Raw genomic sequence first — 19,983 nt, 5'->3', positions numbered from 1 at the left:
AGAAATAGAGAATCCAGATGTTAAAACATTTCATACTAATTTTATCTATCCTTCTATCCTTTAACTTGAATGCACAACAAATTTATAAATGGGTTGATGCTAAAGGTAATGTTACATACTCCAGAAAAAAACCACCTCAAGGAATGAAAGAACAAAAAATAGAAACTATCCGCTCTTTAGGAACACCCACGGAAACACAAAAACAGACTTTCAAATCAAATGCATCAATTCCAAATACTTATGTAAATCCTTACCAAAATAATACTACCTCTAGTTATAGCCAAACACGTCAACAGGTACGTTCTGCTGAAAATGAAGCATTGAGACAGAAAATTATTAATGAAGCGAGCACACCATATAAGAATTCAAAAGGGTTAACTGCTAATCAACGCAATACTCTTGCGGCAATGAATGGTGTAAATGTTTCTAGTGGTGATAGTTATTCAAACTCAAATAACTCTTACTCAGCACCAATGCCACAAGCACCAACACCAACCCATATGACTAACTGTGATGGATCTGGATGCTGGGATAATCAAGGCAACCGTTATAATGGCAATAGTGGCACTTATTATAATAATGGTCGTATGTGCCGAGATATTGGTGGGCAATTGCAGTGTAATTAATTTAAAAAGAAATTAAAGCCGACTTTAAGTCGGCATTTTAGTCACCAGTGACTTACTTTTTTTGGTTTTTTAATTGACCATTAACTTTATCAAACCACTCTTCATCTACCATGATTGCTTTTGTAATTTTATCAATAGCTTCTTGGAAGGATGGTTTTTCCTTATCTGCTTGTTCCGCAACAACTTGCGCTATAACAGCTAGTAGCATTCTTTTATATGGGTCCGATGCAACTCTAGTTGAAATAAAGCTATTTTCAAGGCGCGAAACCATTTCTGCGCTTTGAGAGCGATTATTGTCTTCAGCCGACTTTTCAATTTTTAATTTTAGTTCAGGCGGAACGCGCAATCTAACAATTGTGTGGTCAGCTTGGTTGCTCATAAATTCCTCATGCCACAAAAAGTGGCAAAATGTTGTCTTGATCTATTTACATTACCACAAAGTGTGGCTATAGTTATCAAACGCCACAAAGTGTGGCAATTAGGTGAGAACTATGAGTAATAAGCAAAAAAAATCCACAGATGTGCGATTCCGCCTAGAAGGTGAATTGCATGAGTCTTTGAAAGAAAAGGCTAAAAAAGAAGAGCGTTCAATGAATTATTTAATGAATAAGGCTGTTGAACTTTTACTAACCCAAGAGAGTGCAAAAGCATGAAATCAACAGGCACAAAAAAACCTTGCCTTCCGCCAAGAATTAACAAGGTTTTATGTGTCAACAACTTACAGGAAAGTCAACATGACTACTATACAACAAAATCTTTTAAATCCAAACAACCAACCTTTAGTAATTGGTGAACTCATTATTCGCCAAGACGAAGATGGGCGATATTCACTTGCTGATTTACATAAAGCAAGTGGCAATCTTGCTAAGCATAAGCCATCTAACTTTTTACGTGTTGAGCAAATTCAAGAGTTAATTAAAGAGATTGAACAAGTCTCGGATATGAGCCTTATTGAAAACAACCACTTCTCAAATATGAGAAGTGCTGTAAAAGTAATCAATGGTGGTAATAATCGTGGGACGTACGCTGTCAAAGAAATAGTTTACGCATATGCAATGTGGATCTCCGCAAAGTTCCACTTGATTGTGATTCGTGCTTACGATGCTTTGGTAATGCAGTGGAAAATCAATGACCGCCAATCCATCTCACCAGAACAGCAAGCCTTGTTGCATGAAATTGTTTCTCGTCGTTCAGGCGGTGAGCGCAAAATCTTTGCTGAGATGTGGGCTAGACATAATCGTCACTTTAAAATTCCACGTTATGCTGAGTTATTGGCAATCCATTTCCCAGAAGCAGTTCACTATTTAGAAACAATGGAAATTAAAGCCAAATCTGAAAAACAGGAAGTCGAAGCCCTGCCATATCCTCAACAAGTCATTCAGGTGGCACAGCAAATCAACAATGAATATAACGGTGGTCACTACCACTCTTGGTTTGTACAAGTCAGAGATGATGGGCAATTATCAGCCATGCCATTACTTAAAGGCTACTACCCTATAAATCTTGCAGAGTTTGCTAAAAAATTCGACGGATTACTTGATTTTGTGTATGGCAATGAATTACTCACAACTGGTAGATATTTAGCGAGTAAGTAAAACAAATACCCCACAATCTAAGTTGTGGGGTATCTTTTTGAAATTTTTCAGCCCAAAAAATCATAACTTTTTAACCAGAATTGCATCTATAGCTCGATGACCAGTTTGACTCTCCCTATGGGGTTTTATCTCTATTCCAAGTTCAAATTGATTATCTTCTAGAAAGTTATTTAATTCTTCAAACTCTTGTGATGTATGATCTTTAAAAAATTTCACTCCTTTGGGTTGCATAGCATGGAGTTCTTCAAAAATTAATTCATAATTAATCATAATAGATTCATCTGTTTATAAAGTAGATTTTTATTTTTCACTTTTATAAATAGTTTATCAATATAAAAAGTGAACAAAAGCGACCAATTAGGTCGCTTTATTTTTATGCTTTTTCCCATGACCAGTTTAGGTGTTATATAAATAATCTTTAGATTTTCTAAGCTGCCTATATGGCAGTGAACAAGGAACGCATCAAATAGCTTTTACTTATTATTTTCTAAGCTGCCTATATGGCAGTGAACGACAATTTTACAAAAGCAGGCTTTTATGAAGTTTTCTAAGCTGCCTATATGGCAGTGAACTGACAAATAGCTTTGTTGATTCATCCCTGATCTTTCTAAGCTGCCTATATGGCAGTGAACCAATAGACCAACTTGACCTTTTGATTCTTCATTTTCTAAGCTGCCTATATGGCAGTGAACGAATTACAAAATGGGTTGAGCCATTTGTTGGTTTTCTAAGCTGCCTATATGGCAGTGAACATGACGTTCGCAGGATTGGTTGAGATTCTTAATTTCTAAGCTGCCTATATGGCAGTGAACGTTCTGCAGTGGGTTAAGAGAATCAATAGGAATTTCTAAGCTGCCTATATGGCAGTGAACTTGCAGGAGCTTAAGGAATGCCTTACGAATCATTTCTAAGCTGCCTATATGGCAGTGAACCGGCTACCGATGAGCGTGTAAACTTTTTTTATTTTCTAAGCTGCCTATATGGCAGTGAACATACCTTGGTCGCCCTTCTCGCCTTTCTTTGCTTTCTAAGCTGCCTATATGGCAGTGAACCAAGAAACACAATTTCCTGAAATTATCGTTCATTTCTAAGCTGCCTATATGGCAGTGAACGCAAAACCTCTGCGTATTGACCTGATTCGTAATTTCTAAGCTGCCTATATGGCAGTGAACAGAAGTGGCTTGGTGCAGGATGGATGGAGTTATTTCTAAGCTGCCTATATGGCAGTGAACCATATGGTACTGCTGTTGCATTTAACCCTGCATTTCTAAGCTGCCTATATGGCAGTGAACTACGCTTAACATTTGGAGTGCTAGGAGTAAAATTTCTAAGCTGCCTATATGGCAGTGAACAGTAATTTTATAGCAAAAAATAAAGTTATAACAGCGAGTTAATACTAAAAATCCATAAAAGACCAAAGTTTTAACTCACGTTTATAACCTATTGATTTTATTAAGCAATTAAAGAGTCATAAAATATTGGTGGGCAAATGCAATGTAATTAATAGTCACCAGAAGGTGACTACGTATTACTGTTGAACCCAGTCCTTACCATCCCAAACAGCGGTTTTGTCGCCTACTTTAGAAATTGTACCAACAGCTCGTTGTGCAGTTTTTCCTTGTGGCGTATCAATAAACCGCTGAGATTGTGTATCAAATAACTGTTGAGGTCTATTTACCATAGTTCCAGACTTTTCATTCCACTCTTGACCACCACCTACAGTCATATAACGATCTTTTCCTGTATCAGCTTTACTACCTGTATAACGGTTAATTTTTTCTTGAATTGATTTACGATCTTCATCGGATTTCGCAGAATCATATTGTTCATACAATTTTTCTAAGCGTTGCGAGTTACGAATCCCAAAGCCTTTCTCAGTAGCATTTAAATTAAATTCTCGGTTTGCCAAATCATTGGTAGCTTGAAACTTTTGTGCATCAAAACCTAAATTTGCATTAAATCGGTTATTTGTACCTTGCTCACCTAGTTCTGTACGATAATTCTGTCCAGCTTGCCCCATAGCTTCACGCTGTAAAGCAGCGACGTTGTTTGCATCAGTCGTATAACGTTGACTCGCACGATTATCCTCACCTTGCTGTAAATCAGATAAAGTGCGGATTTGATTAGCTGTCAGTCCTCTGGCACCAGCAATTGGTGTACTGGCTGCTTTAATTACAGATTGGCGCTCTGCCTCCTGTGCATCATTACGCTGAGGTGCCTGAACAGAATTATTGCCATAACCTTGCATACCCAAGCCTAAATTCATTTCACGTTGAGCGATTGCATTTTGAATCTGTTGTTCAGATGGTCCCATCTCACGTGTATTCTGCATGAAATTTGCTACACCTTTAGGATCATTTGCAGGGCGTACTTTAAAGCCCAACCCTTCACCTTCTCGAACTCCATCTGCTCGTGCTTGGGCAGCTGCACCAGGATTAGCATAACTAAAGCTATTTCCTTTTTGCTGAATAACATAAGGATCAGAATTCTGTACAGTGCTTGATTGAGTTTGGACTTCAGGCTGTGTTTGAGTTACAGGTGGTGCTTTAGGATTACCAAATGGATTATTTACAACAGGATTTGGATTATTCTGTTTAGCATTAAATTCAGGTTGAGCTGCTTTTGCTTCACTTGCAATACGTTGTTTATCAGCATAAAACCGACCAGCCTGACCTAATGTCATGGCAACACCTAGATCAGATGCAGCACCTAAAGCACGTACACCAAGATCTTTTGCAAATCGCATACCATCAGAATCATCAGGATTATAATCACCCAAACCGAAACGCTCACGATATTGTTCTGTTGGTGTATCGCCTACAGCAAAGCCTGTACTTGCCAAAGCACCAACTGTACCCAATTTACCAAGTTTACTATTTGCAGCACGGTTAATACCTTGACGTAATGAACTAAACCCCGCACCAAAACTACTACCTTGTGCTGGTGCTGTATTACTTGGACTTGCAGATGGTGAGCTAGTTGTTGAAGGTGTAGTTGATGTTGCTGGAAGTTGACGATTAATTGGTGTGACATCACGCATTTGTGGCCCACCAACTCTATTTTGTTGGGCTCGTCGAATATCATCTGCGCTTGGATAAGGGCTTGATACCAATCCACCATTCGCAAAAAATAACTCAGGTTTATTCTGGCCAGGCTTAAAACCCAATTGAGGTTGATCAACAGGCATGTGCGTCTGATCTTTCATGGCATTAAGTGTTTGCACACCCACCGAATGAACTTGGTCAGGCGAGAGTTGGAATTCACCGTTACTGAGATTGACTGGTGTGGGACTCCCCATATTTTTTAAATTATCAATCCCAATCTTTTGGGTAGAATCAGCAGGCATAATGTAGCTGCCACTGGGTACCGTTTTTTTAATATCATCAGAAGTGCCAGTACCTGCACCTTGAATTTGTCCACTTTCATCTTGCTTTGAACGTTTTTTTAAGCCGTACATGACACTTACTCAACTATAAATATCATGTATGGTTATTCAGTATTTGTTTTATTAGTTAGCCTTACAGGGTTATTGGTTCTTTACATATCCTGCTTTTATTAGATATTCAACACCAACTAACTGTGGTTTATATCTGTGTAATAAATCATCATCACCGTGTTTCGCAAAAACATGACCATATCTCTCAGGGTTATTAGTTTTTACAGCCTCAGTTGTAAAATAAGTAAAATCTAATATTTCTAAATTTGGCAAAGTTAGCCAAGCATGGATTAGATGATTTTCAGCTGAGTTTATTGGGTTTTCCAAATTTGAAAGCCTTTGCTCAATTGATTCATAAAATTGTTTATCGTGAGAACTTTCTATATAACCAATCGTAAGTATGCTATCAATTTTATAAAATTCGTCAATGTATTGTTTTATATTGTAGTGAATAGTTAAACATTCTCGATCTAATTTTAAATTCCTAATATCCCATCCTTCACTTTTGAGAAATCTGATTAAATTTAAAACATTTTCTTGATCATCAAAATAGCTGAAGTTACTATTTTTAAAGTATTTGTAATTACCTAAACATAACTTATTCGTCAGCTTAACCGCTGAATTAAATTCGGTTTGGTATATACTCACGCTTTTTTTAGAAAACAATGATTTAATTTTATCTAACATAATGCATAAATCGCTTTAAAATTAACAATCAATATACTTATGATGGAACTTCATGTAAATTTGGGTAACTATAAATTACAAATAATCAGAAATTAGGTAGAGAGACAAGCAAAAATCATGTTTAAAATACACCACATTGAAGATCATATAATTGATATTGCTCAATCCCTTAACGATAAAAACGTGGTCATTTTCAACACATATATCTCAAGGCTTCAAAGCACAATCAGAAATATAGAAGAAGCTGAATTAAATTTAGAAAATATAATATGTCAGCAAAGACAAGTTGCAAATGAATGGGTAGAATTTATCTATTTAGAATCAGTTCCTTTTCAAGATATTGAAAAGGAGCTTTTACAATTTTGCATGTTAAATTTTAAGTAATTTAAGTATGTAATACATTGAATAATACATACCAAAAATTTTGAAGATTAATAACTATAATTATGACTCGTAGTTGTACTAGTTCCTTCAGAAACACTACCACCAATAGAAGCATTAGCTCCAATACTCGCTGATACATGCATTGCCGACATTGCACCAGCAGCCAATTGAGACGAGAACTGCCCCACTGCTTTAGCTGCTTCTAAAGCAAGTTGCGCTTTTTGAATCGCATTCTGCATCTTGGCCTCGTACTCTTTTAACTGCATTTCAGAAAATGCAATATTGGTACGGACATTCATATCTGCATAACGCGCTTTGGTTTCAGCATTGGCAATTTGCGTACGAAGAATCATATCGTTGTAACGTGATTGAGTCTCTGCAAAAGCAATATTGGTTCTGCTGTTCATGTCCGCATAACGGGCTTGCATCTCAGCATTTGAAATAGAAACGCGAGATTGTGATTCAATATAACGGTTATAAACATCCGCATTCGCAATAGTCGTTCTTAAACTTAGGTCGGCATATCGTGAATGCGCTTCTGATACTGCAATAGCTGTACGTGATTTCATATCAGCAAATCTAGCCAATGATTCACTATTTGCAATGCCAACACGCATTCTCATTTCAGCGAACTTGGCTTGCGCATCAGCAAAAGAAATTTTAGTACGTGAAATTGAGTCTATTACACTTGCTTGTGTATTCACTCTGGATGTTTCAACGTCTGCTTGTGCTTTAAACAACTCTACTTGTGAATTGAATGCTGATGTATTGCTTTGAATAACCCCCATTTTTGCATCAATTTCTGCTTTATATGCTTCAATATTTGCTTGATATTCAGATATTTTTACACGTGCAGCTTCAAGGTTTAGCTCTATTTGCTTAGATTTCACATTCGCTTTAGCAGTTACACCATCTACCGTTGCTGCATACATACGAGCGAGAGATTCATACATTGATGCTTTTGAGGTTTCAGCTTTGATTTGTGAATCATAAGCTTCAACTTTAAGCTTTTCAGCTCCTATCTGCTCTGAGTAAGCTTGAACCTCAGATTTATACGCATCAAATTTAGTCGCAATCAATCCAGCTCGTGCAGTCGCACCTTGCACCAATGCTTTATATACCTCAACATTGGTCATAACTGCTTCAATTTTGGCTTTAAAAACATCAACTTTCTGTTGGTTAATTTGTCCAATAACCGCCTGAGCATCAAGCAATGTCTTGTAAGCTGTAATACGAGAAAGTGCAGTTTCAACTTTGGTTTTATAAACTGTAATTAAACTTTCAAACGCAGTATTTTGAGCATTAAATATACTAATCTGAGCATTCAAAACATTGATTTTACTATCGATTTGAAACTTAGCTAACTCCATCGTATTAGAAACATAAGCAAGCCACATATCTTGCTTCATTTTTTCCAATGCCATACCTTGCTCAGTAAGGAAACGGATATGCTCTAATTGCTTATCAAATGACTGAATTAAAATGTCACGGTTTAAATCCGCTATAACAAGTTTTCCCTGATCACGAATATCACTGACCTGCTTTGCTAGCATACCTTGTGGCATTGAGAAACCACGACTTGCCCACTCTGTGACAGCTTCTTGCACTGCGCGTTCAGTCTCTCGACTTGTCCGTTCTCTCGCACGATTAAATAGTGATTGTTCAACCGCTTCGGGTAATCCAAGCCCTGTATGACTTCCATCGAGCCATGAGCGTATTTCCAAAACTAATGGTTTAATTGCACTTTCAGTATTAAATGCATAATAGTCTTGCTTTGCCACCTTACTTGCATCTGAGATCAAAGCATCAATGTTATCTGGGATCGTAATATTAAACTCAGGAGGCCGACCTTCAAAGACAGGAACTTCTTCATATTTGAAATCAGGCAATTGAATTTTCTCCATTACATCCATTTCTGGGATAACAATGGTTGGTGCACTAGGCATTTCAACATCATCATTAATTTCAGGTCTTAATGGAACCGAAATGATACCCATGCTTGGTGCTGTAGGCAGATTCAAAATTGGTGCTTCAGGTGTTGCTGGCAATTCCAAATCGCTTAAATCCAAGTCTCTTATGAGGTCACTTAAATTAACTTTCTCAGGCATTAAACCTGCATCAAAGTTTAGGACATTGAAAGTAGGTGCAGTTGGCAGATTAATTGTAGTGTCTACATCGGGCAATGTGGAAGCATCAATAAAACTCGGCGTAGATAAGTCTTCACTAAAGATAGGTGCATCTGGAATAGCAATCTCTAGTCCCAAAAATTCAGGGGCAATCATCTCTTTTGGTGGTTGAATATCTAAATTGATGACTGGTGGTGATGGTCGATCAATGATTAATTCAGGTACAGAAAGCCCATTTAATGGTTCAAATCCACTCTCATCAGGTTTAGCTAAATTTGAAGGTGGCAAAATCTCAGTTACCGAAATATTAGTTAGATCTCTGAGCGCATCGGATACATCATTTGCGTAACCATTTACTTTATTTTCAAAGTAATCGAGTTTCTCTGTGACTTCTTTTGTGACAACATCAATTTGAGGAACAGTAATTGTCATTTTAAACTCTCCGTTTAGTCGCAGCGAAATCAATACTTAGGTCATTGATGTAACAGTGCTCACCTGATATTTTGACTTCAAATGCAAAGTGACGACCTCGTAAACCGCGTCCAAATAAAATACGGCCATTCGTCATGTAATCTGCTTTTTCTATGGGTAATAAATAGTAATAAGTTTGCTTATTTCCACTTTGGGTAGTGCCCACACCTATTTCTAACTTTTTTGAATTTCCTGATAGCTCATATTCGAGATATGCACCTAAAGGATGAATTAGGCTTCCTTGCCCCAAATCCAATTGACCTGTTACTAATTTGGCATCTATTGATTCTTTGGCATCCAATTTATATAAGCCATCATCAGTAACACCATAGAGAACACCATCAATTACAGACAGTTCACTAAAACCATAGTCTTGATAACGACTCATTGCCCAAGTATCAACATTTGCTGTCCATGCATTCCCATATTGTTTTTCTTTTGAAGAATCTTCTTCAATAAAGATAAGATCATTAATGAGTTGCTTGGCAAAGTTTTTACCTAGACTAAAATCAGATGGATTCAAAACTTCATAAATACTGTCTTTAGATTTTCGCTGAAGCTTTAAAACTTCCGCGACATAAATCGTATCAATTACGCGCTGTTTAACTATCTTGCGCTGAGTGAATTGTTCTGAACAGTGTATCTGATCAACAATATAGTCAGAATATCGAGCGACACAGCTACCCTGTGCCTTTAATGTTTCTGTGATTGTTGATCGTGCTATTTTTCTTAGTCTGTAATCATCTTGATAAACAATATGCTCGTTAGTAAATGCTCGTAATTTAAATTTTAAAGAAGCATCATAAATATCAATGCCGTCAGAAATTAAATCTTTTAAATGCGCGGTTGCTCTAAAAGCATCTTTGACTTTTAAAAATTCATTTAATTGAGACAAGCTATATTTTTTAGTATTTATATTCTCAACAATAAGCAATCTTTCAATATTCAAATTGCGAAGCTTATCTTTTTGTGTTGATGTAGAGCTAATGTTGTCCTGAATCAATGATCTTGCACGGAGACGATTCTTAAAATTATCTGAAACAATAATTTCATCATAAATAAAATCTACGTGTCGTTTACGGCCAGTAAACTGATCTATCACATTGACTGTATCTTTGACAGGAAAAATAGCTGAATCAATTAACTCATCACTAACAATAACAATGTTCCCAGAAAACACGGTAAGTCGGTGTAGTGAATCTTCTCGAATTCTTATCAATTCTTCGGTTATAGCCTTCGACTTACCAATTGTATTATTGGAATACGCAATCGTTTCCTGAATATCATCACGATATAAAGTCATTCATTAATTACTCCAATAAAATGATATGCGGACTTATCTTCAACTAAACTAGAATACCCCCACTTATAGCGACGATTATTCTGATCGAATTCAGATATGTTGGCATATTCACTATCTCCAAATACAACCTTACAGGCGTCTCTATAAAAGACTTCTCCAAATTCATCAGGAGAACCAGTAAAATAGAAATAATTCGGAACACGTGTATGTACTTGTTTAAAAGTTTCTATCAGTGAGCAATACACCGATCCATTAGAATTATTGGGTAAAGTTATTGTCTTTAAATATTCTTTAATTTTTGGTGCGCCACCACCACCTGAATGATTCCACTGATTCTTATTTGGGTGTACTAACCAAGTTATGTCATAAGGCAATCCTGGTAACCAACTGCCTTGATCAGCAAAATCTGAATATACTGTAGGATTGTAGTTTTCAATTTCTACCCATACAGGATTACCATCTACTGGTGTTGGCTTCCCTTTCATGACTTCTAATCCACCTGCCCAAGCTAGAATATTGTCATGAGTCCAGTAACGATAACTGGTCGGGTCACGCATGGATTTTAGACTTAAAGACTCAGTTTGATTATTACTCAAGATATTGAGTTGATAAGCAGTAATATCAGCGCAGCGATTAAAATATGGAATGCATATCGCAACATCTAAAGACTCATATTCAGTCTTAGTCACTTGAGTAAGGTGGGTATAATAACGATTACGCCAAATTGTACCTGGTCGCCAAAAGTAATCATCAAAACTGAAAAATGGTTGGCTATCAAATCCTTTATCTTCACCTTTAATCTTGGTATGTGTGGTTGTTGGTGATAATGCTTGTCTTAAATCTAAATCCGTTGTGTAGAAGTGACCTTGTATTGTAGTAGTACCTTCAGTTTCTGTTTTCTCCCAGTTACCTACAGTCATAACTGGTTCAAAATTTGATATCTCATCTTGAACATAGCCGCGAGTATCATAGAAATATTTGACGACTTTTAAGTTATTCCCAATATAGTACCCAAACATAATGGTGTCACATTTAGCGATGTATCCAGCAGGTACACTATTTTCTGTTAAGGGTCTAAAATCAAAAGAAATACAGCCGTGAAGTTCAACACTTGGAAACTTAATTTGGGGTTGAAACTTTGGCTTCGCTGTATGGTACAGGGCGCCCTCACTCACTTTTGAAACTTTCCCGATCAATTCAGCAATTGGTTTAATTTCTAAATTGTCCCAATAATCTATATCTTTAGAAGTAACTCCTTCTGGACTTCTTAAACTAGCCAAAGCATATTGATATAAATCTTCTTGAGGAACACGACGCAACTTGTACATGATGGCTTTGGATTTATCTGTCCCGTTTTCTAGCAATTCGAAGAGTTGTTTTAAGTATGTTGAAATTACATCTCGATATTCTTCTTTTACTTCCTTACGTTTAATCCATCCATGATTTTCAGCGGGATTAAAATCTAAGCTCACCTGATATGACTTACCTATAATTACCCCATCGTTGTCATAGCTATAGCAAGTATTGAATCCTTCGGTACCATTAAAATTAAAACTCCAACCACAAGCTGGAAAATATGGGCTATGAGAATAAAAATCTGAGGTATCAGTGACCTTAATAACTACCCCAGCTCTACGCCATGCTTCAAATCCGTCACCTTGAGGAAACCCTTCACCACTTGGTATTCCTCTAAATCTATCTAGAATCGAAAGAATTTCAAGGTCACTTACATCATCCATGTATTCTCGAAATGAATCTGTAGTTGTAGCTGGGATTACAGGTAACGGCATGGCGTATATGCCAGATGGTCCAATTCGTATCAACCATGGCTTATTTTTACGATCAAATGTAATCCCATGGCTTCGGGTAAACTTATAGTCATATTGAAATTGACCGCCAAGTGATGGAATACCGTTGTATCCAGGTAATCGGATTCCGTAGATTTCTTCAGAAATAGACTCAATATATTGATCTGGTATAGAAAACTGTGCGCGCTCTAAATCATTTTGAGGTAATTTCTTTAATTCTAGCTTTCCAAATCCACCAACAATCTGCATCACCTCTGCCATTGCACCGCTATACCACGTAGGTCGTTGTTGTACATACTGTGTTGTAATTAGTTCGCTATTACTATTATTAGGCACAAATTCTGGTACTAAATTTAAATTCGGCTCAATGACAAATCGCTGTAACCTTAATTCTTTTGCTGGTATTTTTTTTTGATCTGAATATTGAATTAGTCTTCTACGGCATTGTTCTGTGATTTTTAGAGCAACCCCTTCATCTCGATTTACTCTTGCTTTTAAAATTACACCACTAAAAAGCATAGGGATATAAGGTTTTGCAGTTCCATCGTACTGAATATCTTCAATTGCATCTTTATAAGCGATTGCTTTTAAAATACCGCCCATATCTTGCAATATGACATAACCACCATCAGGCAAATCCTTGACTTGCCTGATGCTTTCTAAATTTGATAGGGCTTTCTGATTACTTAACTTTTTTAGCTGATGATCAATAAATAAACTATCTTTTTCCGTTAGTTCACTATTAATCACCAAAAGCCCATAAGGACGTGGACTGTGCATCTGTTATGCCGCAGTGAAGCTCAGGCGATAACCGATTTCATATTCATCACCATCTTGGAATACACGTGCTGCTGCATACTTTGATGCTGAAATTAATGTGCCTGTTGTTCCACCTTTTGTACTACTTGTCAGCATAGCAGCGCCTGTAACCGTAAGCTGTGATGATGTAGCAATAGTCACTTTAGCCACAGAAGCGAAGTTATCAATTGAATTTATTGAAGTATCTGCTGGCGTCCATTGTGGTCGTGTTGCAGAGGTATACCCTTCTGTCAAACTCACAATCTCAGCTGCAACCGATGCAAAATTTGCAGCAGTCCAGTTTGCTGCTGGAGCAGTAGCACCGCTAAATAAAGCAAGATAATATCCAGCAGATTTAGCTTTTGAGCCCATTGCAACATTAAGTAAATGTGCAAGACCTTCATTTACCACAAGGTTATGAGTTGATTGCCATTCACCACCATTGACACGATCAAAATATTCACCTTGAGCCAGAATGCCCTGCTTGGGAAAATAAATACCTTGCTCAGTCATCTGGTAATTTTCTGCTTGTAAATCATTCTTTAATTCTTGGGTGTTCATCGTTTGATACCTATAAGTAAACAATGACATCAGGTTACAATCGTTGTAACCCTTCTCCCTAGCCTTACAGACCTACCAGACTTTGCGGTGATCCCTTTTAATATGCCAGCTTGCAACTCAATAATCTGACCACTTGAAGTCCCTAGAATATAACCATTCTCTGCGAGCCATAATGCAGTCGTATTCCCACCTTGCGATATATCAGAACCAATATCATTAGTATCAATTTCAATTGCACTATCTGGTACAGGCGCAAGAGACGTCTTCGACTGAAATGTCATTTCTGCTGGATTAGTGCCAGTCAGAAAAACAACATGCGTAACTTGTCCAACCCAGATTCCACTATCAACAGGTAAGATAAAGGTAATGCGTTGAGGCATGACAACAAAACCAAAGCGTTCATCATGTAAATGGTAGGCCATTGGTTCTGAGAACCGTAAAATATTTTTATCGGCTGTAAGCAAACGACCTTGCCAATATTTCATATATCGACCTGTAGACATAGGTGATAAACCCTTAAACCGTGCTGCCATCCCTAAATCCAAACTAGAAATAGTGATCAAATTTAAACTGATTGGATAATCTGTATGAAACTTTAATTCACTTCCATTGCGTTCTGTAACATAAATTCTGACGTGGGTAACCGTGGGATCAAAACAGAAAGGTAATTTGACCTGAATACTGGCAAAAGCCTGATCTTCAAGAGTGGTATTTGCAAGAGGTTCAATCTGATCTGACGCTATTTGGGATAATGCTGATTCTTGTTGCTCGCGCAACCAAGAAATCGCCACACTGTAAGTTCCACTTTTTAATGATCCACCACTATCAAGCAGAGTTAAGATTGGCATTGCTGGTGTTTCAATCGTTAAAGCCTGAACACTCTTTCCGTTATATATCCACAGACCTAATTCACTTGAGATATAAATAAGATTGTTAATTACTTCATAACATAGTTGTCCATGTCCGATATTTGCCAAAACTTCATGCTGCCAAGTCTCAGGATTAAGTTTGACCAATTGACCTTCTATAGTTGCAAATACATCTTTATGTAATGGACTTTGCCAGACATTTTTATATTTTAAAGGGGTGACCTTTTCTGAACCTTGTCGTAATTTCACTCGACCTGTATCAGTAATATCAAGATTAACTGCATCACGTAAATATAATCTAGGTGAATCGCCACCTTGCTGAAGCCCATCATCTGCGTCAACATTATTAATACCAGCGATTGGAAATAACTTCGAAGCTACCATTTTAAAAAGCTCCTTTTCTAAATTGATCAGCATTACCATCTGGGCGAATGTAATGTACTGCTGGCTTTATATTAGGCACTGTGACGAATAAGGCATCAACACCTACAGGCTTGATCAACAGTTTTGGTTTAGGTAACTCTTGGCGTACAACTCGCATACGTTTGTCAAACTGTGTATAGTCATATTCCATCACAAAACTTTCAAAGCCTTGTGCTTCAAGGTTTCTGACTTTTAATGAAATGAAGGTATTTCCAAATACTTCATTTTCAAAACCACCATAATTACCCTTAATCAGCTCACCAACACGCAAACCTTGCCACATATAAGGTTTATCACCACTTTTAATAGTCCCCATTTGTAGATGGTTACTACCAAGAGCCTTAATAGTGCGATTAAAGAAATCTACAGTAGGTCTGTTAAAGGTAGGAAAATTGAGACCATTAGGTTTAATGAAAAATGCACCGCGATATGGAATACTTAATGATGGCCATCCAAAACCCTGCATATCATTTGAATCGAATTGCATTACATTTTGGTCAAATGGGCCAACAACATGAAACCCAATACGCTGACTTCTAAATCCAAAATCCTTCAGAACGATGTAACGTTGTTTTAAATCAATTTTATGACCATTACCAAAACTGCTTTGATTACCCATACCAATTGGAAACTTGCGGTGTAGCAAAGATATATTTAAGTTTCCAAAAATCTCACCTGCTGGTCGTGTTCCTCCATTACTGTTTAACGGATGAAAAGTACCTTTCGAATCAGAATGATTAAGTTTCGCTTGGTTTGGGGTATCTTCAGTTGCCCATATAGTCCAAGGGGATATTCTTGGTTTCGCATTTTGGATTTGAAGCAAATCACCAATCGTAGGTACTGTTATCGTTCTATTTTTCAGACCAATAAAATGATCACCGATTGTTAATTCTTGCAATCCAGGTTGTACCAATATCCCATTAGATTGTGTGTAATGGCTACCATAACTACTCGCTACAAAACCAATTGGGAATATTGCGTTAGATTTAACCGATGGAAAGGCAACCTGCCTTTCTGGTATCTCTATACCATGCCCATTGTTTTGCTTACCATCAATCTCGACTTCATCTAGCCATATATATTGTGGGTAGTAAGGAGGAACCCCTGTCTTAGTTACTGTGTGTCTCGGTATAGCCCATTGAGTAAACCCACTCACTGAGAATTGTCGATCCCTAAATGCTATCTCAGTTCTACCCCATGCAACCGTTTGACTGCCTAAATGTAATAGCTCACGCCATTGTGTACGAATATTAGTCTGACCAAATTCTTCGCTGTTGCGACCTCGTGTACCCAACTCAGGAGTTATATTTTTGACTACTGGTGTGCCATAAGCGTCTCTCAATGTCCAACGTGGAGTAATCATATTCCAATGAATACTCAAAGATGGATTACCAAATGCTTGATGATTATCAAAACGCCCAACTTCATCTATATATCGAGTATGCAAATCAATGCGATGAATTGGTATATAAGGTGGGGAAATTGTATATCTTTGCTCAAACTTTAAGGTTCTGATCCGATCAGCAACCATTGGCTTACCCACTTCAAGACTCTCAAAATTACCAATACGATTAAAATATCTTCGAGTATTAATAATACTTGCTATGCCGAATGACTGTGAGTTGAATCCCTTTGATGCTAATACTGCTGCAGCGTTAAATATTACTGACCAACTACTGATATAAGGTGTATCAATACCTTGTAATTTTAAATTTCTTACCCGATCTGCAATCATTGATTTACTGATGATTGATGATGAATCAAAACCAGATGGCAATATCGGTCGTGCCTTATTCTCAATAGTAGGTTCAGCTATACGTGTAAAATTACCACCTATTGCACCAATTGATTTATTTCGGTTATTTATATTAGTCCAACCTGTCCATAGAGGCGGTACTAATCCACTATTACCATCATAAAATTGAATAATGTATTGTCTTAAATTCCAAAACTTAGCTGTACCAAAACGATGTCCTGCATCTTGCCCTATTGTTAAGAAACCATTTGGTTTAATGTATTTTTTCCATAAATTAACATCGGCAAGACCAAAGACATTTGAGAATCCTTGCATATAAATTGTATGGGAATCAGGGATTATACGGTTACCAAATAATGTTGCGACGTACCCATTCAGATGAACATGTTGTGTTCCACCTACACGATGGTTAGGTATTTTTGGATAATCAATGGATGGTGGGACGATTGAACGTACCGCATATGAAAGCCATACAATATTCCCATATGCTGAATGTAAGGAACCTTTAACAAGTAATGTTCTACGACCATGCTCTATACGAGGTATGCCGTATTCATCCTTGATAACTCCATTGAGCTTTAAATACCTTGTATAGTGCCAGACATTGATCCCTCCAAAAATTAAAGACTCACTCCCAAAACCAGCACTAACAATACGATTCTTGTGAGAAATCCATGATGTACCAAAAGCACTTGAATAAATGCTAATAGGTTTTAATTCTGGAGGCTTGGTAAAAGTTGGAATACCAAATTTTGGTTGATACAAGCCACTTGGCTTAACATTACGAATGCGATAGCCAATGGAAGAATTTATTCCAGAAAATGAGGAGATTCCAATTGGTATGATAGATGGTGTTTTATTCCGTATCGCATTGTCACCAAATATTTGAGCATTAACCCCTTTTTGATGAATGTTCCTTAAATTACTTTCAACTACAGACCAATCACCAAATTGATATGAATCAAAACCACTTACTTTCAAAACCCTTCGATGGTTACGGATGGCAATATCACCAAAAACACCACCAGTGATAATTGTATTTACGCCTGAGACATATATATTTTGGGTTGGATCAAAGACTTTGGGGTAGCCTGATATATATGACTCAACAGCCTTTGCCATAATGTAGCGAGGGCTATGAGAAATCCATGCTATACCATACTTGGTATTTATAAAGCCTTTAGGACTTGGATTCCTTTGAACAAAAGGAACTCCAAAAATAGTACCAATAATTCCTGACGTTATGATAAATCTAGGAGAAACAATAGGATTTGGAACTGTAAAGCTAGAAATACCTTCAGCAACCACATATTGAGTTGCACGTGTATTGATAACTTTATTTGCACCCCATACAGTTCCAAAAAGTCCATTGGGTACGACAAATTTAACTCCACCTTGAACATAAGCTGAGCCAAATACTGTTGAGTTAAAACTATTATTTTTTACATATTGGCGTAAATTATAAATTATTAAATTGCTGAAAATTAAAGAATTTATACCAAATGGGTGAATAGATGTATCTTTGACTAAAGGAGTGCCAAACAGAGATGTTAAAAACCCAGATACAGATATTGTTCTTTTTGCAAGAATTACCGTTGATAACCCAAACTCTGACTGCTTTATACCGACACTGATAACTTCTTTATTAACGTTGTTAATTGAAGAAAAGCCAAAAAAACCGTAGTTCCCACGTCGATTCAATACAGCAGAAGTACTAATCTGATAATTACCAGAAAGATTAACCTGCATGTCAGCTTTTGGGATGTAATCATGATTTACATATATTTTCTCTACAGCATTTCTAATATGTAAATTACCAATGGAAGTGTATTCCACTCCATTTGGCAGTACGTACGATATCTTTAAATCGACACGATTGAGACCTATTTCAGCGTGTTCAGTACCAATTACAGAAATCGTTTGTGGCAAAGCACCACTGTGCTCTGTACGAGATAGGCTTTTAGATTGCCCAACTGGGTTAGGAAGAATATATCCTGAGGTTAAATAGGCATTAACATTATTGTAATGTGAGGGCTTATAGTCATATCGCCCAATAGGGGAAAGAGTTTTTTCACCACCTACAGCACTGGGAGGTATATAACCTCCTTCTAAACGTACATTTACGTTATCGTATAATGGTGGTGCATAAAATGGCATTAATACACCATTGGTGTAACGGGTCCATCACTTATTGGCTGATATCCAGCTGGCCCTATGTGTGTAATTAATACATCACTTGTATCATTCAAATATATAAACCAGTCACCCGATGCATTAGGTGTTGTATGAATGATGTATTGCATGGTCTGCCAATTGAAAAGAATCACTTTTAAACTAGGATCACCACTATCCAGAACACTTTTACCTCCAACAACTGTGCTTAACAACTCGGTGTAAGAAGTAGGTGAACTAAAAGTTCCTTTGTTTACTGTCTTAAGATTTACCCAATTTACATTGTCATTCGATCCCTGAAAAATAAATGCACTCGGCATTTCCCCCTGGTAAGTGGTCGCAGTAATTATTAATTTCCGGACTTTTCTCGCAGTAGGTAGCTCAACTTTGAACCATTTATCACCAGAAGTTGATGCTGTTTCCCAGTACGTCGATGCATTATTATCAATTGCCTTAGGTGCATTATTGGTCGAATTTATTTCAGAACTTGCGGTTGCAGTTGCACCTATACATAGGTCAGTAGTACTTTCATTTGCCTCATACATACTGAAAGTATTCATGGAAAAATAACCATTATTACCATTTGCGTTTTTTGTTATATAAAGCCTGTAATATTTAAAAGGTAATATTTCCATTTTACTGTCCTCATTGCTTAATTAGAGCGCCATAAACATCTTCATTGTTCCAATATCCTTTTTCGCTATGCCATTTGACATATTCATCAAAGAAATTTTGCTCTCCATACGATTGAATACGATCCTGTACATAGCCCATTATCCATTCCATAACGTTGCCAATATCGCCATAACTATTTCCAGACATCTGAGTCGCATACATTTGAAATTTTGGTAAGCCAATCAAGTTATGCCAATGAATTTTAATTTGATCATTTGCATATAAATCAGCCTTAAAACCTGCAACACCTACAGATTGTGTAGGTGGTTTTTGGTTATCCTCCATATCCCACC

The 19,983-nt window shown here is 37.1% G+C and carries 16 protein-coding genes and 1 CRISPR repeat array; of the genes, 4 read left to right on the top strand and 12 right to left on the bottom strand.

The features are described 5' to 3' along the window. The first annotated feature begins 17 nt into the window (after positions 1-17). The gene (locus tag C3F34_RS14155) at positions 18-626 is read left to right on the top strand and encodes a DUF4124 domain-containing protein (RefSeq protein ID WP_104441916.1); all 609 of its coding nucleotides are present in this window, start codon (positions 18-20) and stop codon (positions 624-626) included. 52 nt (positions 627-678) lie between these two features. Here the strand turns inward: C3F34_RS14155 and C3F34_RS14150 are convergent, their stop codons facing one another. Then, on the bottom strand, positions 679-1,005 hold the full coding sequence (locus C3F34_RS14150) for an Arc family DNA-binding protein (protein WP_104441915.1): 327 nt from the start codon (positions 1,003-1,005) through the stop codon (positions 679-681). Positions 1,006-1,117: 112 nt separating this feature from the next. Between C3F34_RS14150 and C3F34_RS14145 the strand changes: the two genes are divergently transcribed. Together C3F34_RS14145 and C3F34_RS14140 are read left to right on the top strand one after the other, a co-directional pair. After that, positions 1,118-1,279: a toxin-antitoxin system HicB family antitoxin gene (locus C3F34_RS14145; protein ID WP_104441914.1), complete on the top strand. Its 162-nt coding sequence runs from the start codon at positions 1,118-1,120 to the stop codon at positions 1,277-1,279. Between the two features lie 81 nt (positions 1,280-1,360). Then, entirely contained in the window at positions 1,361-2,221 is an 861-nt protein-coding gene (locus tag C3F34_RS14140; RefSeq protein WP_104441913.1) for a KilA-N domain-containing protein, read from the top strand. Positions 2,222-2,281: 60 nt separating this feature from the next. Here the strand turns inward: C3F34_RS14140 and C3F34_RS14135 are convergent, their stop codons facing one another. The 3 genes from C3F34_RS14135 to C3F34_RS14125 all read right to left on the bottom strand — a co-directional run bounded on the left by C3F34_RS14135 (position 2,282) and on the right by C3F34_RS14125 (position 6,344). Then, the gene (locus C3F34_RS14135; protein WP_104441912.1) at positions 2,282-2,491 is read right to left on the bottom strand and encodes a hypothetical protein; all 210 of its coding nucleotides are present in this window, start codon (positions 2,489-2,491) and stop codon (positions 2,282-2,284) included. A gap of 154 nt (positions 2,492-2,645) precedes the next feature. Further along, a CRISPR array of direct repeats spans positions 2,646-3,573; the repeat unit is 28 nt; unit sequence TTTCTAAGCTGCCTATATGGCAGTGAAC. A gap of 176 nt (positions 3,574-3,749) precedes the next feature. Next, a complete protein-coding gene (locus tag C3F34_RS14130) occupies positions 3,750-5,678 on the bottom strand; it encodes a hypothetical protein (RefSeq protein WP_104441911.1) in 1,929 nt (642 codons plus the stop codon). Between the two features lie 69 nt (positions 5,679-5,747). Further along, a complete protein-coding gene (locus C3F34_RS14125; RefSeq protein ID WP_104441910.1) occupies positions 5,748-6,344 on the bottom strand; it encodes a hypothetical protein in 597 nt (198 codons plus the stop codon). 117 nt (positions 6,345-6,461) lie between these two features. Here C3F34_RS14125 and C3F34_RS14120 point away from each other — a divergent pair, with 117 nt between their 5' ends. Then, on the top strand, positions 6,462-6,728 hold the full coding sequence (locus C3F34_RS14120) for a hypothetical protein (RefSeq protein WP_104441909.1): 267 nt from the start codon (positions 6,462-6,464) through the stop codon (positions 6,726-6,728). A 47-nt stretch (positions 6,729-6,775) separates the two neighbouring features. Here C3F34_RS14120 and C3F34_RS14115 read toward each other — a convergent pair whose 3' ends face one another. Genes C3F34_RS14115 through C3F34_RS14080 form a run of 8 tightly spaced genes read right to left on the bottom strand, consistent with a single transcriptional unit; the run spans position 6,776 to position 19,975 of the window. After that, positions 6,776-9,286: a hypothetical protein gene (locus C3F34_RS14115; RefSeq protein ID WP_104441908.1), complete on the bottom strand. Its 2,511-nt coding sequence runs from the start codon at positions 9,284-9,286 to the stop codon at positions 6,776-6,778. A gap of 1 nt (position 9,287) precedes the next feature. Beyond that, positions 9,288-10,628 carry a hypothetical protein gene (locus tag C3F34_RS14110; protein ID WP_104441907.1) on the bottom strand — a complete coding sequence of 447 codons (1,341 nt, stop codon included), beginning with the start codon at positions 10,626-10,628 and terminating at the stop codon, positions 9,288-9,290. Beyond that, entirely contained in the window at positions 10,625-13,186 is a 2,562-nt protein-coding gene (locus tag C3F34_RS14105; protein WP_228155306.1) for a hypothetical protein, read from the bottom strand. Before C3F34_RS14105 ends, C3F34_RS14110 begins: the two co-directional genes overlap by 4 nt. A 33-nt stretch (positions 13,187-13,219) precedes the next feature. Then, the gene (locus tag C3F34_RS14100; RefSeq protein ID WP_104441905.1) at positions 13,220-13,795 is read right to left on the bottom strand and encodes a hypothetical protein; all 576 of its coding nucleotides are present in this window, start codon (positions 13,793-13,795) and stop codon (positions 13,220-13,222) included. Between the two features lie 29 nt (positions 13,796-13,824). After that, positions 13,825-15,048: a hypothetical protein gene (locus C3F34_RS14095; RefSeq protein ID WP_104441904.1), complete on the bottom strand. Its 1,224-nt coding sequence runs from the start codon at positions 15,046-15,048 to the stop codon at positions 13,825-13,827. A 1-nt stretch (position 15,049) separates the two neighbouring features. Next, a complete protein-coding gene (locus C3F34_RS14090) occupies positions 15,050-19,000 on the bottom strand; it encodes a hypothetical protein (protein WP_104441903.1) in 3,951 nt (1,316 codons plus the stop codon). Beyond that, positions 19,000-19,650, bottom strand: coding sequence for a discoidin domain-containing protein (locus tag C3F34_RS14085; protein WP_104441902.1), 651 nt, complete (start codon positions 19,648-19,650; stop codon positions 19,000-19,002). Before C3F34_RS14085 ends, C3F34_RS14090 begins: the two co-directional genes overlap by 1 nt. Before the next feature lie 10 nt (positions 19,651-19,660). After that, the gene (locus tag C3F34_RS14080; protein WP_104441901.1) at positions 19,661-19,975 is read right to left on the bottom strand and encodes a hypothetical protein; all 315 of its coding nucleotides are present in this window, start codon (positions 19,973-19,975) and stop codon (positions 19,661-19,663) included. Between the last annotated feature and the right edge of the window lie 8 nt (positions 19,976-19,983).

Source organism: Acinetobacter sp. ACNIH2 (genome assembly GCF_002934965.1).
Taxonomy (GTDB): domain Bacteria; phylum Pseudomonadota; class Gammaproteobacteria; order Pseudomonadales; family Moraxellaceae; genus Acinetobacter; species Acinetobacter tandoii.
The sequence above is the reverse complement of the archived record's forward strand: the minus strand, read 5'-3'. Positions and strand labels throughout refer to the sequence as shown.